General features: G+C 59.3%; 13 protein-coding genes. 4 read left to right on the forward strand and 9 right to left on the reverse strand.

The window, feature by feature from the left end; genetic code table 11:
• Position 1 precedes the first annotated feature (1 nt).
• Entirely contained in the window at positions 2-4,960 is a 4,959-nt protein-coding gene (locus FHC51_RS21740; protein ID WP_220436582.1) for an alpha-2-macroglobulin, read from the reverse strand.
• A 285-nt stretch (positions 4,961-5,245) separates the two neighbouring features.
• Between FHC51_RS21740 and FHC51_RS21745 the strand changes: the two genes are divergently transcribed.
• The 4 genes from FHC51_RS21745 (at position 5,246) to FHC51_RS21760 (ending at position 9,874) form a co-directional block, all read left to right on the forward strand.
• Positions 5,246-6,790, forward strand: a complete 1,545-nt coding sequence (locus FHC51_RS21745) for a PTS transporter subunit EIIC (RefSeq protein WP_114385970.1) — start codon at positions 5,246-5,248, stop codon at positions 6,788-6,790.
• Between the two features lie 11 nt (positions 6,791-6,801).
• On the forward strand, positions 6,802-8,169 hold the full coding sequence (locus FHC51_RS21750) for a 6-phospho-alpha-glucosidase (protein WP_156655030.1): 1,368 nt from the start codon (positions 6,802-6,804) through the stop codon (positions 8,167-8,169).
• Positions 8,170-8,258: 89 nt separating this feature from the next.
• A complete protein-coding gene (gene sseA / locus FHC51_RS21755; RefSeq protein WP_220436583.1) occupies positions 8,259-9,104 on the forward strand; it encodes a 3-mercaptopyruvate sulfurtransferase in 846 nt (281 codons plus the stop codon).
• Complete coding sequence (locus tag FHC51_RS21760) at positions 9,104-9,874, forward strand: MurR/RpiR family transcriptional regulator (protein WP_220436584.1); 771 nt, start codon at positions 9,104-9,106, stop codon at positions 9,872-9,874. Before sseA ends, FHC51_RS21760 begins: the two co-directional genes overlap by 1 nt.
• 19 nt (positions 9,875-9,893) lie before the next feature.
• Here FHC51_RS21760 and sseB read toward each other — a convergent pair whose 3' ends face one another.
• From sseB to iscU, 8 genes are all read right to left on the reverse strand, one after another.
• Complete coding sequence (gene sseB, locus FHC51_RS21765; protein WP_214422268.1) at positions 9,894-10,670, reverse strand: enhanced serine sensitivity protein SseB; 777 nt, start codon at positions 10,668-10,670, stop codon at positions 9,894-9,896.
• Between the two features lie 96 nt (positions 10,671-10,766).
• Complete coding sequence (pepB, locus tag FHC51_RS21770; RefSeq protein ID WP_220436585.1) at positions 10,767-12,053, reverse strand: aminopeptidase PepB; 1,287 nt, start codon at positions 12,051-12,053, stop codon at positions 10,767-10,769.
• Between the two features lie 59 nt (positions 12,054-12,112).
• On the reverse strand, positions 12,113-12,313 hold the full coding sequence (gene iscX / locus FHC51_RS21775) for a Fe-S cluster assembly protein IscX (protein ID WP_032613119.1): 201 nt from the start codon (positions 12,311-12,313) through the stop codon (positions 12,113-12,115).
• A gap of 1 nt (position 12,314) precedes the next feature.
• A complete protein-coding gene (fdx, locus tag FHC51_RS21780) occupies positions 12,315-12,650 on the reverse strand; it encodes an ISC system 2Fe-2S type ferredoxin (RefSeq protein ID WP_039029728.1) in 336 nt (111 codons plus the stop codon).
• A 1-nt stretch (position 12,651) separates the two neighbouring features.
• Entirely contained in the window at positions 12,652-14,502 is a 1,851-nt protein-coding gene (gene hscA, locus FHC51_RS21785) for a Fe-S protein assembly chaperone HscA (protein ID WP_220436586.1), read from the reverse strand.
• Positions 14,503-14,516: 14 nt separating this feature from the next.
• Positions 14,517-15,032 (reverse strand): co-chaperone HscB, encoded by a 516-nt coding sequence (hscB, locus tag FHC51_RS21790; protein ID WP_039029730.1) that lies wholly within the window; start codon positions 15,030-15,032, stop codon positions 14,517-14,519.
• Positions 15,033-15,109: 77 nt separating this feature from the next.
• On the reverse strand, positions 15,110-15,433 hold the full coding sequence (iscA, locus tag FHC51_RS21795) for an iron-sulfur cluster assembly protein IscA (RefSeq protein WP_103180721.1): 324 nt from the start codon (positions 15,431-15,433) through the stop codon (positions 15,110-15,112).
• Positions 15,434-15,448: 15 nt separating this feature from the next.
• Complete coding sequence (gene iscU, locus FHC51_RS21800) at positions 15,449-15,835, reverse strand: Fe-S cluster assembly scaffold IscU (RefSeq protein WP_004866383.1); 387 nt, start codon at positions 15,833-15,835, stop codon at positions 15,449-15,451.
• Positions 15,836-15,842 lie beyond the last annotated feature (7 nt).

A 15,842-nucleotide genomic window follows, 5' to 3' on the forward strand; every position in this document is an offset into this window, starting at 1 on the left:
GTTACGGAACGACTGTTAGCGGGCCGCTGGCCGCACCTGTTGCCCGCCACTGCGGTACGTACATGGATTCCACCATCGGCACTGGCACCGCGTAGGTTCCCGGGGTGACGGCACGGGCCAGATAGACCAGCGTCACTGTCTCATAATTTTTCACCGACACCGCAGCGACAAAGCGATCGTCACGGAACTCCATATGTTGAATATCCGCCTGCTGCATCTGGTTGAGCAGGTTTTGTACCTCGCTGCCGCTCTCCTGCAGGCTGGCGCTGCTGCTGGCGAGGTTCTGGTTTTCCAGCTCCAGCCCCGCAGGCAGCAGATCCACCACCAGCGCATCCGGCACGTTCTTGCTGGCGCGCACGGTCAGCCAGACCAGCACCAGCTCTCCGCTCTTCAGGGAAGAGAGCGACTTGCTGCTGCCGTCGGTGGCCAGAATCTGTCGTTCAATTTTCAGCACGTTCGAGGCGGGCTGCGGCGCGTATTGCGGGTAGCCGCTGCTGTCCAGACGCACCCACAGCGGTGCAGTGCCGGTATTGGTCACCTGCAGGGCGGCCAGTTGATCGGCATTAAGATTTTGCACCTGCGGTTTGTCTCCCCGCATATTGCCTTCTTTAAACGACGTGGTGGCCTGCCACTCTCCGGTGAGTTTCTGTGCGGAACGCCCCGCCAGGAACAGAGCGTTACTCTCCTGCGTTGAGAGCCAGCGCTGGCTGTACGCCTGCTCAGAAAGCACATTCAGCAGCGTATTCTGAGCGTTCGGCAGCAGTTTGTACTCTTCCAGCAGGCTGAGCATCAGGGCGTTATCGCGAAGCGGGCTGCCGTAATCGGCCAGCCAGCTTCGCGTTTCGCTGCGCGGCGTTTTGATTGCCAGATCCAGCGCCTGCTGGCTGCGAGGCGCATCCCCCATCAGCTTCAGCGCCAGGCCAAGCTGCATCAGCGGCAGGTCCGATTTGGCCTGACCATGACGATCCCAGATTTCACGCAGCGTCCCCAGCGGCGCTTTTTGCTGACGAGCCAGCACCAGCGCGGCATAGGCCTGGATGGCAAATTTGCTGGCGGTGGTGTTCTCGCTGTAGCGGACAGACATCATGCCCGGATCCTGCAGATAGCGCAGCAGGCGGTTGTTGGCGTTGGTAATAGTCTCAGCCGGGACGCTGTAACCCTGCTCGCCTGCCCGCACCAGGAAATCAGTGACGTAGGCGGTAAGCCAGTACTCTTCCTCACCGTTCTTATCCCACAGGGCAAAGCCACCGTTGTCACGCTGCATTTGCAGCAGGCGGGAGATACCGATCTCAATGGCCGCGCGACGTTTCTCGTCGCTGTCACCCTTGATACCTAACGCGCTCAGCTGGGCGGCATTGGTATACAGAGACGGGAAGAGACCGCTGGTGGTCTGTTCCAGGCAACCATACGGATAGGCCTGCAGCTCACGAATGTAGCGAGCCAGGTTGAGCGGCGGCTTGCCGCTGAGCAGAAGCTGCCCCTGTAAGGTCACCGGCGAGAAATTCGCCAGATGCTGTTCCGGCGCATGCCAGCTTTCACCCGGATTGAGCATGGTACCGGTGTTCACCGTCTGCGCCGGGAATGCCGGGCGCACGCCGATTTTCCAGCTCTTCTGCTGCGGGGCAACGGTTTCGCCGGGCAGCGTCAGGCCGTTTACCTGCGCGACGATTTCACCCTCGCCGTAACCTTCCAGCGCCCGCACCGGAATAAACAGCGTCGAGCGTTCACCCGGGGCCAGCGTAACCGGCTGCGGCTGGGCCCCTTCCAGCGCCAGATTACCGCCAGCGGTCAGGGCGACGTTCAGGGTCTGCGGACGATCGGTGAGGTTAGTCAGATCCAGCGTCAGCCTCGCGCTATCGCCGCTGGCCAGGAAGCGCGGCGTGTTCAGCTCGGTGATCACCGGTGCGGCAACGATGATTTTGCTCTCGCTGCTGCCAAAATCATCATCGGTCCAGGCCTGGGCCATCAGACGCAGCTCGCCGTTAAAGTCGCCGATAGGTAATGAAACAGTGCCCTCCCCGTTGGCGTCCAGCTCTACCGGCTGCGCCTGCTGGGCGATAATGGTGACGTGGTTAACCGGCGGTTTGCCACCACGCTTGAGCTCATCGCCGTCGCCGCCAAAGCGCAGCGACGCCAGACGCCCCTGGCCTTCAATGACCTGCCCGTAGATATCGTAGATGTCCGCGCCATAGCGCTTCTGACCAAAGAACGCCTGCCACGGATCCGGGGTGACGTAATCGGTAATGTTGAGTACGCCGCTGTCCACCGCCGAAACCAGCACGTTAATTTTCTGCGGGGTCGTCCCCTCTTTCACGCTGGCTTTCACTTTCACCGTCAGCGTCTGGTCAGGGCGCATTTTGGGCGGGTTCTCCAGGGCAATACTCAGACGACGGTTCTCATCGCCCATCGGCAGATGCAGCAAGCCTACAGCCCGTTTTGGCGTGGCCGATTTGGATTTATCGCCAGGGCGAACCACCAGCGTGGAGAGGTAAAGATCGTGGCGTTTCCAGGCTTTATCTACCGGGATCGTCATATCCAGCCCTTCAGCCGGGACGTCGATCTCTTTCCACCACAGCGGCCCTTCGCTGGATTCAATCATCGCATAGCCTTTACCTGCCGCCGGGGCGGCAATGTGCAGCTTGATGGTATCCCCTGGCTGATAGGCCGGTTTGTCCAGCTTCAGGGTGACGCGATCCGGTCGCGCTGCGCCGGAGCCGTCGCTGTTGTCCTGCCAGCTGTAGCCCGCCCAGAAGCGCACGCTGCTCACTGCATCATCCGGGGCTTTAACCTCCAGACGGTAGGAGCCCCACTCCACCGGGAAGCTCACTTTCCCCGTTTCGTCCGCGGCCAGATCCAGCGCCTGCTCGCCTTCGATCAGATCTTTTTGATCATACTGCGACTGCCAGCCGTCACTTTCCGACCAGGTCCAGGCGTAGTCCCGACGTTCGCGGATCAGGCGAACCTGCAGACCAGAAACGGCTTTCTTCGCCCCGCTGGCATCAGCATAAACAATGTCGAACCCGGCCTGGCTGTTCTCCTCCACAATCGGCTGGTTGACGGTGGTATCGGTGCGGTAGTCATAGACCGATTTGCTGGCGAACTGCGGACGGATGCCCGGCAGGGTGGCCGCAGGCCAGACGGCCTGTTCCGCCCGGCGGGTCACCGGACGTCCGCCGGACTCTAACAGGCTGGCCTGCAAAATAACCTGCAGCGGAGAGTGCGTCTCTTTCCACTGGCTTTCGCTGGTCACCTGACCCCGTCCTTGTTCGTCCAGGGTCAGCTGCACTTCGTCGAGGCTGCGGCTCAGGTTCTCTTCGGCGATATCGCCAAACTGGAAGCCCGGCAGTGCAGCCGCGGCGTCACGCAGCGGGCGTAAAAAGAGCTGCCCTTGCAGGCTGTTGCCGTTGGCGGGAGCGCCGTACAGGTAATACCCCGTCACGTCGAACGCGACATCATCCTGCGGCGCAACCGGCGCTTTTTGCCCGGTAAGATTCAGCGCCATGCGCTCTGGCATAAAATCTTCGACGTGGAAATCCCACATCCGCTGCTGGTTATCGCCGGTACTGGCGCGCACATGCCACATACCGGTCTGCGCCCCGCTATCAAGGGGATAGTTAAAGCGATAGAGACCGTTTTCCGGCTGGCTGACCACGGTACGTGCCACCTGGCCGTCCGGGCGTAATACCTCCAGCTTCACCGGCTGGTCGGGCAGCGGTTTGCCGTCGCTGTCGCGCAGCAGGCCGTTAAGGATCAGCGTTTCGCCCGGGCGGTAGAGATCGCGCGGACCAAACATAAAGAACTGCTTGTTCAGGCCTGGCGCGCCGGAGATGGCAAACTCCGCCAGATCCAGCGCCGGAAGGATGAGATCCAAAAGCGTGGTCTGCCCATCTTTACGGGCGAGAAGCAGCGCGGCCGCTTTATCTGTCTGCAACGTCGCGTGACCGTCGGCATCGCTGGACGCCTGGGCCAGCGTCTGCCCTTTATCGTTGAGCAGCAGCACCTCAATGCCCGACTGCGCCGCGCCGTTCTCCAGGCTCTGGGTAAAGATATCCAGTCGGTTATGGTAGCGGTGGGCGGAGAGACCAATATCGCTGAGGGTAAAGAGCGTGGCGGCGTTGCTGTAGTTATAGTGCCCGGCCTGATTCATCACCGCGATGTAGACCCCCGCCTGCTGTAGCGGCTTGATGTCCGCCAGCGGCAGCAGCAGTTTCTCGCGGGTATTGCGCGCCGGGTTAAGGTCGAAGCGGCCGGTATAGACCAGATCGGCCATCTTCAGCAGATTGTCAGATTCCCAGTTGGTGAGCGAGCTGCGGTATTCCCACTGGCTGACGAACGCGGCCAGGGATTCGGGTTTGACCCGGTAGAAATTCACATCGACGTTGTTTACGTTTAGCGCCATTACCGGCAACCCTTCCACCACCTTGCCCGGCAGCAGCGAGCCGCGGCTGGCGAAGCCCACGGTCGGCTCAATATCGCGGGTGGTGATGGTTTTTTCGATATCGCTGCCCAGCGTAGCTTTATTCAGCCCAAGCAGCGCGCCCTCGACGGTGACCACCAGATTCCGGTTTGGCTCCAGATGGCGCAGGCGCAGCTCCTTCAGGTTAGGCGCCAGCTCCCATGCCCCATCAACCTTGCCGCTTTTTTTGTCCACCACGTGCACGGTGCGGGCAAAATCCTGGGCGGGATCGAGGGGAACCGAGAAGGTCAGCACCAGGGCTGCCGCACCGTCGAGCTGGAGCTCTGAAGCATCCAGCAGGGTCAGCGCCTTGCCCTGGCTCTGCGCTGCCAGTTTTTCCAGCGTGGCGCCGTCAGGCTTCGCCGGGACAGTCGGCTGTGTGGTGGATGCAGCCGCCGCAGCGGGCGCCTGGGGTTTGGGCTTATCGTCACTGTTGTCACAGCCGATAAGCGCCAGTGAAGTGAGCAGCGCTAATGAAAGTGCGGCGAAGCGAAACGGTTTCATCCTTTATCCCTGGCCTCTCGGGCCTGTTGGTCGTCGTCGGGGTAAGTATTATCCGCAAGTTTCATTAATACAAAAGCACTCAATCCAATTACGGACAGCGCCTCGCAAAATAATTATCAGCGTTAAAAATTCTGCTGCTACGGCGATCACAGCGCATAAGGTTACATGTAACCTTTAACGTCATTTGTTTTTAAAACAAGAAGATATATGGATAAACAGGCGTTCCCACTGCTAGTTTTACTCTCAGACGCACCTTGAGTGCGCGGTTCAATAAGAGAGAACGTGATGAAACGAGCCGTGAACGCCCTACAAAATTTCGGAAAATCATTATACGGACCGGTACTTATCCTGCCGATTGTCGGTCTGTTTATTGCCTTTGGAAACGTGCTGGGTAACGGTGGTCTTGCTGGCTACCTGCCGTTCCTCGGTCATCCACTGATCCAGAGCATCGGCCAGCTGATTTCAAAATCCGCCGTCTCGGTGCTGGTTAACCTCGCGCTGGTGTTCGCCGTGGGGATCCCCATCGGCCTTGCGACGCGTGACAAAGGTTACGCGGCGCTGATTGGTCTGGTCACTTTTGTGGTGTTTATCAACGCCATGAACGTCACGCTGCAATTGCAGGGCGCACTGGCCCCAGCGGAGCAGATGAAAGCCGCCGGACAGAGCATGGTGCTGGGCGTACAGGTGCTGGAGATGGGGGTGTTCGCCGGGATCCTCACCGGGGCGCTGTCGGGATACCTGTATAACAAATACTCCGGGGTGCAGTTTAACGGCGCCATGGCGATCTACTCCGGCCACTGCTTTGTCGCCATCATTATGCTGCCGGTCTCGATGTTACTGGGGGTGGTGATGAGCGAGCTGTGGCCGTTTGCCCAGCACGGGATCAGCACGATGGCCTTAGCCATTAAAGGTTCCGGACCGTTTGGGGTGGCGATTTACGGCTTCCTTGAGCGCATCCTGGTGCCGACCGGCCTGCACCATCTGGTCTATACCCCCTTCCTCTATACCGAACTGGGCGGTACCCAGGAGGTCTGCGGCGCGACCTACCAGGGCGCGCGTAATATCTACTTCGCCGAGATGGCCTGCCCGGACGTGAAACAGCTCAGCAGCACCGTGGTCTGGGATGCTCGCGGTATCAGCAAGATGTTTGGCCTGCCTGCCGCCGCGCTGGCGATGTATGTCACCGCGAAACCGGAGCGTAAAGCCGCGGCGAAAGCGATTCTGATCCCGGCGGCGCTCACTTCGTTGCTGGTAGGCGTTACCGAACCCATTGAGTTCTCCTTCCTGTTTGTCGCCCCGCTGCTGTTTGTGGTGCATGCGGTGCTGACTGGGATCGGCATGATGCTCTTCTCCCTGTTCGGCGTTCACGCCATCGGCGCCAACGGCATCATCGATTTCATTCTCTATAACCTGCCGCTGGGCACGGAGAAATCCAACTGGCCGATGTACATCGTGGTCGGGCTGATCATGTTCACCGTCTACTTCGTTGTCTTCCGCTTCCTGATCCTGCATTTCCGCATGAAAACGCCGGGACGCGAAGAAGAGGATCAGGAGACCCGTCTGTACAGCAAGCAGGAGTATCAGGCAAAGGGCAGCAATGATGGCCTGGGCGAGGCGATTGTGGTCGGCCTCGGCGGACGTGAAAACATCGAGGTAGTGGACAACTGCTACACCCGCCTGCGCGTCACGGTGAAAGATGTCGCCGTCATCGACGAGCCGCGGCTCAAGGCGACGGGCGCGAAAGGCATTATCAAACAAGGTAACAACGTTCAGGTGGTCTACGGGCTGCATGTCAAAAAAATGCGAGAAGCGGTCGAGACGGTTCTCTGAAGGAGATAAACATGATTACACCCCCATTCATTCTCTCTATCGCCGGTGGCGGCAGCACCTATACGCCCGGGATTGTGAAAAGCCTGATGGTGCAGCTGGACAAATTCCCGCTGGCGGAAATTCGCCTCTACGACATCGATGAAGCGCGGCAGAATACCATCGCGCCGGTCGTGGAGAAGGTGATTCGCGATCACAGTCAGAGCATCAAATTTACCGTCACCAGCGACCCGGAAGTGGCCTTCAGCGGCGCCCATTTTGTCTTCGCCCAGATGCGCGTGGGTCAGTACAAAATGCGCGAGCAGGATGAGAAGATCCCGCTGCGTCACGGCGTGGTCGGCCAGGAGACCTGCGGCCCGGGCGGGCTGGCGTATGGCTTACGCACGATCCTGCCGATGGTTGAACTGATCGACATGGTCGAGCGCTATGCCCATGAAAAAGCGTGGATCGTTAACTACTCCAACCCGGCGGCCATCGTTGCGGAAGGGGTGCGCCGCCTGCGTCCTGACGCCCGGGTGCTGAACATCTGCGATATGCCGGTCGCGGCGATGCGCAATATGGGGGCCATTCTGGGCGTGGATCGCCACAAGCTGGAGGTGGATTACTTCGGTCTGAACCACTTCGGCTGGTTTACCCGCGTGCTGGTGGATGGCGAGGACAAACTGCCGGAGCTGCGTCGCCATGTCGCCAGATTTGGCCTGCTGACGGAAGATGCGGCTAAAACCGACCCGCAGCACTCCGATCCGTCCTGGGTGAAAACCTGGCGCAACATCAAGCCGATCATGGATAACTTCCCGGAGTATCTGCCGAACCCCTATCTGCAGTACTACCTGATGCCAAACCAGATTGTGGAGCACCAGAACCCGGACTATACCCGCGCCAACGAAGTGATGAACGGTCGCGAGAAAAAGCTGTTTGCGGCTGCGGAAGAGTATAAACAGACCGGGATCCTGCCGGATGCGTTCCACGTGGGGGTACACGGCGAGTTTATCGTGGATGTGGCCCGCTCGCTGGCGTTTAACCTGCGCCAGCGCCATCTGGTGATGGTGGAAAACCGCGGGGCGATTACTAACCTGCCGTATGACGCCATGGTTGAAGTACCGGCCTATATCACAAGCGAAGGGCCAGAGCCGATCCGCATCGGCCAGGTGCCGCTGTTCCACCAGACCCTGCTGCAACAACAGCTGGCCTCGGAGCAGCTGCTGGTAGAGGCCACCATCGAAGGCAGCTACGAGAAAGCGTTGCAGGCGTTCACCCTGAACCGCACCGTGCCGACCATGGAGCATGCCAAAGCGATTCTGGACGAGATGATCGAAGCTAACCGTGAATACTGGCCTGCATTACAGAAAGCGTGGCAGGACGGAGAAGCGGTGAAAAAATAAGGGCTTGCTCGCGAGTTGAACGTGGTTCCCTTGTCGGTGTCAGAAAAAACACCGACAATCCATTATTGGATTCATTTATGGAGGCAACCATGTCCACCTCATATTTTGTCGCAGCCGACTGGCTGATTGAGCACAGTGACGATCCTGAAGTCCAGATCCTCGACGCGCGCATGGCGCCGCCAGGGCAGGAGCATCGTGACGTTCCCGCGGAATACCGCGCCGGGCATCTGCCGGGGGCGGTATTTTTTGATATTGAAGCCCTCTCCGATCACACCTCTCCCCTGCCGCACATGATGCCGCGTCCGGAAGCCTTTGCGGTCGCCATGCGCGAGCTGGGCGTCAGCCACGATAAGCATCTGGTGATTTACGACGAAGGGAATCTCTTCTCCGCCCCACGGGCCTGGTGGATGCTGAAAACCTTCGGCGTGGAAAAGGTGTCGATTCTGGCGGGGGGTCTTGCCGGCTGGCAGCGGGCTGAGTTACCGCTTCAGCAGGGGGATGTCTCCCTGCCGGATAGCGACTTTGAAGCCACCTTCGACGCCGGAGCGATCAAGCGCGTCACCGACGTGCTGCTGGCCAGCCACGAACAGACCGCGCAGATTGTCGATGCCCGCCCTGCCCCGCGCTTTAACGCCGAGGCCGACGAGCCGCGCCCTGGCCTTAAGCGCGGCCATATCCCTGGCGCACGTAACGTGCCCTGGGGCGATCTGGTATTTGAAGGCGAGCTGAAAACCACCGATGAGCTGCGTGAGATTTTTGCCCGTCAGGGTGTGGATCTGCATCAGCCAGTCGTCGCCAGCTGCGGCTCGGGCGTCACCGCCTGTGTGGTGATTCTGGCGCTGGCGACCCTCGGCAAAACCGACGTAACGCTCTACGACGGGGCGTGGAGTGAATGGGGTGCCCGGGACGATCTGCCGGTTGAACCGGCGCAATAATGGATAACCGCCTGGCGACATTGTTATCGCGCGGGGAGACCCTGACCCGCGCGGAATATCGCGTGCTGGCCCATCTGACCGGGCATCCACTGCTGGTGGGCCAGATCACGGTGCGGGAGCTGGCGCAGGCGACCTTCGTCTCGACCGCCACCATTATGCGTCTGTGCCGCAAGCTGGGGTTTAGCGGCTTTAGCGAGTTCATCTGGCACTGCAAGCAGCTGTTGAGCGACACGCCGCACATTGCCGCCGAAAGCCGTCAGCCTGCGGAGCTGCCCGCGCTGTTCAATCAGTTTATCGCCAACTATCAGCAGACCTTTCAGTGGGCGACGGCGCAAAAGCGCCGTCATTTTGCCGAACTGCTGCGCGACAAGGAGAGCTTCTTTCTCTACGGGGCAGGCTTTTCCTATCTTTTTGCCGAGTACCTGACCAAAAAATTGCAGGTGCTGGGCAAGACGGCCTTTATCTCAGGCCCGGGCGACAGCCGTAATATCTTTCTCAGCAACGCCTCGCGCTATCAGGTCTTCATCGCGGTCTCGCGCAGCGGGGAAACGGAACAGGTTCTGGATAAGGCGCGCATTGCGCAGAACGTGGGGATGACGGTGGTGGCTTTTACCCGCGCGTCGGCGAATAGCCTGGCGGGGATGGCGGATCTGCATTTTGCTTTGTACGACGAAGCGGTGCATTTCGCCGCCGAAGCCGCAGGGGTGACCTCGTTTGAATCAAACCTGGTGCTGCTGATGGATTTACTGCTACTGGAAGCAACGGGGTGAGAACTCACCCCGTACGGGCTCAGATAATACGGTTGTTTTTGAAATCGCGCAGGAAGCCACCCCAGCGGCGCTCATAGAATGGCGTGATGTGCTCGGTGATAAAGTGGCTGATGCCCTTCTCCCCCGCCACTACCCGGCAGATATCGATCGGCTCGTCCCCCGGCAGGGTGTCGGTCGCCACACTGCCCGCGGCCTGTATGATGTCGTCGATCTCGCCATCCGCCTCGATACCAATCAGCAGTACCGGCTGTTCGTCAGCCTGCTCTTTGATGGAGCAGAGAAACGCGCGCTTAACCGGCTTGATGGTCTGGAAAAGGGTGGTCAGGGAGTCGATCATCTGCGCCGGTGGCTCGGCCACTTCCGACAGCAGCAGCGACTCGCCGCCCTCCAGCACTTCCTGGGTGCTAAGCGGGTTGCCCTCTTCGCCAATCAGATGGCTGATCTCGCGCGGGGTGAACTCTTTTCCGGTCGGCAGTTTGGCGTTCAGAAACAGGGTTTCGCCCAGCGTCATCTCAAACAGGGTGCGCACCGGCATCACCACGAACGCCTGCTCATCTTCAACGGCTTGCTGTAAGGCCTCAAGGGAGGAGAAGAACGGGATCACCGAGGTGCCGTCGTCTTTTTCCCAGTGCAGCAGATCCAGGGCGCTGTCCTCAACAACCTGCTCGCCTTCCGCCGCCGTACCGGGCACCCAGACGGTGGACTCCAGCAGCGCGCGGAAGAATGCCGGACGATGGGCGGGCTCGGTGGCCGCTTTCTCCAGCAGGGTTTCTAATTCGTTTTTGGTTTCTGACATAGTTTCACTACTTCAAAAAACGCCGGGTGGCGCTTTGCTTACCCGGCCTACAACACCCGTAGGCCCGTGCAAGCGCAGCGCCGCCGGGCAAGCTAATTACTCTGCCGTCAGCAGGTTCGCAATGGTACGCACGCCCAGACCGGTCGCACCCGCGGACCACTGCTCAACCGCCGCTTTACGGTAGGTCGCGGAGCAGTCGATGTGCAGCCAGCCTTCCTGATAGTTCTCGACAAAGTGCGACAGGAAACCGGCGGCGGTGCTTGCCCCAGCCGGATAGGCTGCGCTGGCGGTGTTGTTCAGCTCGGCAAAGTTCGACGGCAGCTGGCTGCGGTGGAACTCGGCCAGCGGCAGACGCCAGAACGGCTCGTTCTCGGCGGCGGCGCTCGCCAGCAGGCGGTTGGCCAGCTTATCGTCGAAGCTGAACAGCGCGTGGTAGTCGTTGCCCAGCGCGGTTTTCGCCGCCCCGGTCAGGGTTGCCATGTCGATAATCAGCTCTGGTTTTTGCGCCGAGGCATCGATCAGCCCATCCGCCAGCACCAGACGGCCTTCGGCGTCGGTGTTCATCACTTCGACGTTTTTGCCGTTGCGGTAGCGAATGATGTCGCCGAGCTTAAAGGCGTTACCGCTGACCATGTTGTCGGCGCAGCAGAGGTACAGCTTCACGCGTTTGTTCAGGCCACGGGTGATGGCAAAGGCCAGCGCACCGGTGATGGTCGCCGCGCCGCCCATGTCCGACTTCATAGAGTCCATGAACGCGCTCTGCTTCAGGCTATAGCCGCCGGTGTCAAAGGTAATGCCCTTCCCGACCAGGCAGGCGAATACCGGGGCCGCTTTATCGCCGGTTGGGTTGTAGTCCAGCGCCAGCAGCACCGGCGGGCGCTCAGAGCCGCGACCCACGGTGTGGATGCCCATATAGTTCTGCTCGCGCAGATCTTCGCCTTTGGTAATGCGGTAAGAGACGTTATCGCCCGCCACCTTGCTCAGCAGATCGACGGCACGCTGCGCCAGCTGCTCCGGACCCAGCTCTTCCGCCGGGGCGTTGATGGTGTCGCGCACCCAGTCGATAATGGTCAGACGGCTTTCCAGCTCGCGCTTGCCGGCTTCGTCCAGGCTTGCCCACTCAATTTTACGGCTGCCTTTTGGCCCTTTATAACCGGCCCAGAAGGCCCAGCTGCGATCGGTATCCCAGCCTTCGCCGTCGAGTAACACATGTTTAATGCCCAGGCCGTCAATTTTACGCGCCGCGCGCTGGATCAGGCCTAAATCGTCGCTGCCGTTCAGGTGCAGGGTAATACCGTCGTTGTTGATGCTGTAAGTGGCTTTTTCACCCCAGCGCGCATCGGCAGGCTGAGTAGAGAGCGTAATCTTCATCGCTTCGGTCATTTTATTTTTCCTTATGAGCAACAAGCAAACGGGCCGCCTGAAGGCAGCCCGTTACGTTTTTATTCTGCTTCGTCCAGCCAGACTAACAGAATCGCCTCCAGAATTTTTTCATTGGATGCGTTGGGATCGTCGTCAAACTCTTCCAGATCGCAAATCCACTGATGCATATCGGTGAAGCGTACGGTCTTCGGATCAAGATCCGGGTTGGCGTCGTACAGCGCCTCGCCGATTTCACGGCTGTCTGTCCACTTCAGTCCCATATTAATGCTCGCGTGCGTGGTTAAGCGTATAACGCGGAAGTTCGACCACCAGATCTTCATCGGTGACGCGCGCCTGACAGCTCAGGCGGCTTTCCGGCTCCAGACCCCATGCTTTATCGAGCATGTCGTCTTCATCCTCTGTGCTCTCCGCCAGGGAGTCAAACCCCTCGCGGACAATGCAGTGGCAGGTTGTGCAGGCACAGGATTTTTCACAGGCGTGTTCCACTTCAATACCGTTACGCAGGGCAACGTTAAGGATGGTTTCGCCGGTCTCAGCTTCCAGAACTGCGCCATCCGGACAGAGGTCCGCATGTGGCAGAAAAACAATCTTTGGCATATTAAACCTCGTCCACGGAGTGGCCTTTCAGCGCGGTACGGACAGACTGGTCCATACGACGAGCGGCAAACTCCTGGGTTTGTTTATCAACGTTTTTAATCGCTTGTTCTATGGCGTCAGCGTCATTGCCTTCGGCCACCGCAATCAACTGTGCGACGGCATCGTCAATGGCCTGACGTTCAGCGGCGCTTAGCAGCGCGGCATCAGCAGTGAGTGCGCTGTTCAGGCTTTCCAGCACGCGTGCGGCTTCGACTTTCTGTTCGGCCAGCATACGCGCCTTCACATCCTGCTCAGCAAAACTCATTGAGTCCTGAATCATGGTGGCGATCTCATTATCGGTCAGACCGTAGGACGGTTTCACCTGAATGGAGGATTCGACACCGGTCGATTTTTCCATCGCCGTGACGCTCAGCAGACCGTCCGCATCCACCTGGAAGGTGACGCGGATGTGCGCTCCGCCCGCAGGCAGCGCCGGAATGCCGCGCAAGGCGAAACGCGCCAGCGATCGGCAGTCCTGAACCAGCTCGCGCTCACCCTGCAGCACGTGGATCGACATTGCAGTCTGGCCATCTTTAAAGGTGGTGAACTCCTGCGCGCGGGCCACCGGAATGGTGGTGTTACGCGGGATCACTTTCTCCACCAGGCCGCCCATGGTTTCTAACCCGAGGGAGAGTGGAATGACGTCCAGCAGCAGCATTTCGCTGTCCGGCTTGTTGCCGACCAGAATATCGGCCTGGATAGCGGCACCGATGGCGACCACTTTATCCGGATCGATAGAGGTTAATGGCGTGCGGCCAAAGAACTCGCCCACGCGCTCACGCACCAGCGGCACACGGGTTGAACCGCCAACCATCACCACTTCCAGCACCTCTTCGGCTTCCACGCCGGCATCTTTCAGCGCGCGGCGACAGGCCAGCAGGGTGCGTTTCACCAGCGGGGCAATCAGTTCATTGAACTGCTCGCGGCTGACGTCGCCTTTCCAGCCCGCCACCTCAACGGTTACGGAGGAGGCATCGCTGAGGGCGATTTTAGCGGCAATGGCCGCATCCAGCAGCTCGCGCTGGACGCGCAGGTCGCTGCGATCGGCAATCCCCGCCTGCTCACGGATGTGATCCGCCAGAAGATGGTCGAAGTCGTCACCGCCGAGGGCAGAGTCGCCGCCGGTCGCCAGCACTTCAAACACCCCGCGGCTCAGGCGCAGGATGGAGATATCAAAAGTTCCGCCGCCGAGATCGAATACCGCAATCACCCCTTCCTGGCCGGAGTCCAGACCATAGGCAATGGCGGCCGCGGTCGGCTCGTTGAGCAGGCGCAGCACATGCAGGCCCGCCAGACGCGCGGCATCTTTGGTGCCCTGACGCTGGGCGTCATCGAAATAGGCCGGAACGGTGATCACCACGCCATCCAGCTCGCCTGAAAGGGTCGCGGTGGCGCGGGCGGCCAGCGCCTTGAGGATATCGGCAGAGACGCGGATCGGGTTAAGTAACCCTGCGGCAGTGGCGATCATCGGCAGGCCATTTTCACTTGCCTGCAGTTGATACGGCAGATGGGGATAACGGTTCTGGATATCCGCCAGCGAGCGGCCCATCATGCGTTTTACCGAGCTGATGGTATTGGCAGGATCCTGCGCGGCATTGGCGCGGGCATCGAAGCCCACGCTGTGGCCCTGAGGCTGATAGTGGACCACAGAAGGCAACAGATGTTGACCCTGCGCATCCGCCAGCGTCTCAGCCTGGCCGCTGCGCACGGTCGCCACCAGCGAGTTGGTGGTGCCTAAGTCGATGCCCACCGCCAGACGACGCTGGTGCGGTGCGGCACTTAAACCTGGCTCACTAATTTGTAATAAGGCCATAATCGCTTCCGAAATTAAAAATCGAGCAGCTTTTCTTCGAGTTGTTCAGCACTGCTTCGCAGTTTATCGAGAAAACGCAGCTTACGAACGCTGTCCGCCGCCACGTCCCACGTCTCGTTATTCAATTGGTCAACCATCTGCTGATGGCGGGTATCGAACATCCCTTTTACGCGCTTGATAAAGCGCTCCAGACGGGCTTCATCTTTGGCCTGTTCAATCTCATCCAGCTCTTCACGCAGCTCCAGCTGTTCCATCAGGAACGCGGTGTCGCGGACAGTGTGTTGCTCACTGGAGAGATCAAATCCGTGGCGCGAAAGCAGATATTCTGCCCGACTCAGCGGATTGCGCAGGGTTTGCCACGCCTGATTGATGGTCGCAGAGTGCTGCACCGCTGCCAGTTGTTCCGCCTGCGTGCCGCTGGCGAATTTATCCGGGTGATACTGACGTTGCAGATCCTGGAAACGGGCCGCCAGCGCCTGAGTATCAATTTCATACCCGGCTGGTAACCCAAAGAGGGTGAAGTAATCCATAACAATCTCAGGGTTAGCTGATTAAAGCAAACCCCACACACAGCCTGGCTGCGGTGGGGTTAACAGGTGATGCGCAATTATACATGGAAGCTTTCGCCGCAGCCGCACTCGTCTTTCACGTTCGGGTTGGTGAATTTAAACCCTTCGTTAAGACCTTCTTTAACAAAGTCCAGCTGAGTGCCGTTCAGGAACTGCAGGCTTTTACCATCGACCACCACCTTCACGCCTTTGTCTTCGAACACGGTATCTTCCGCCGCAGGTTCGTCAACAAATTCCAGTACATACGCCATACCGGAACAACCGGAGGTGCGTACACCCAGTCGCAGGCCAAAGCCTTTGCCACGGTTTGCCAGGAAGGCGCTTACTCGCGCGGCAGCGCTGTCGCTAAGGGTAATCGACATAACAACCTCAACTAATTATTTTGCTTCACGTTTGCTTTTGTAATCCGCAATTGCGGCTTTGATCGCATCTTCCGCCAGGATAGAGCAGTGGATTTTCACCGGCGGCAGTTCGAGTTCGTCAGCAATATCGGTATTTTTAATCGCCTGCGCTTCGTCCAGAGACTTGCCCTTCACCCACTCGGTGACCAGGGAGCTCGACGCGATTGCGGAACCGCAACCGTAGGTCTTGAAGCGCGCGTCTTCAATGATACCTTCATTGTTGACTTTAATCTGCAACTTCATCACGTCGCCACACGCTGGTGCACCCACCATGCCGCTGCCCACGCTGTCGTCGCTGTTGTCGAAGGAGCCCACGTTACGTGGATTCTCGTAATGATCGATAACTTTTTCGCTGTATGCCATGCTGAAT

This window comes from Leclercia sp. EC_58 (assembly GCF_019584355.1).
GTDB lineage: Bacteria > Pseudomonadota > Gammaproteobacteria > Enterobacterales > Enterobacteriaceae > Enterobacter.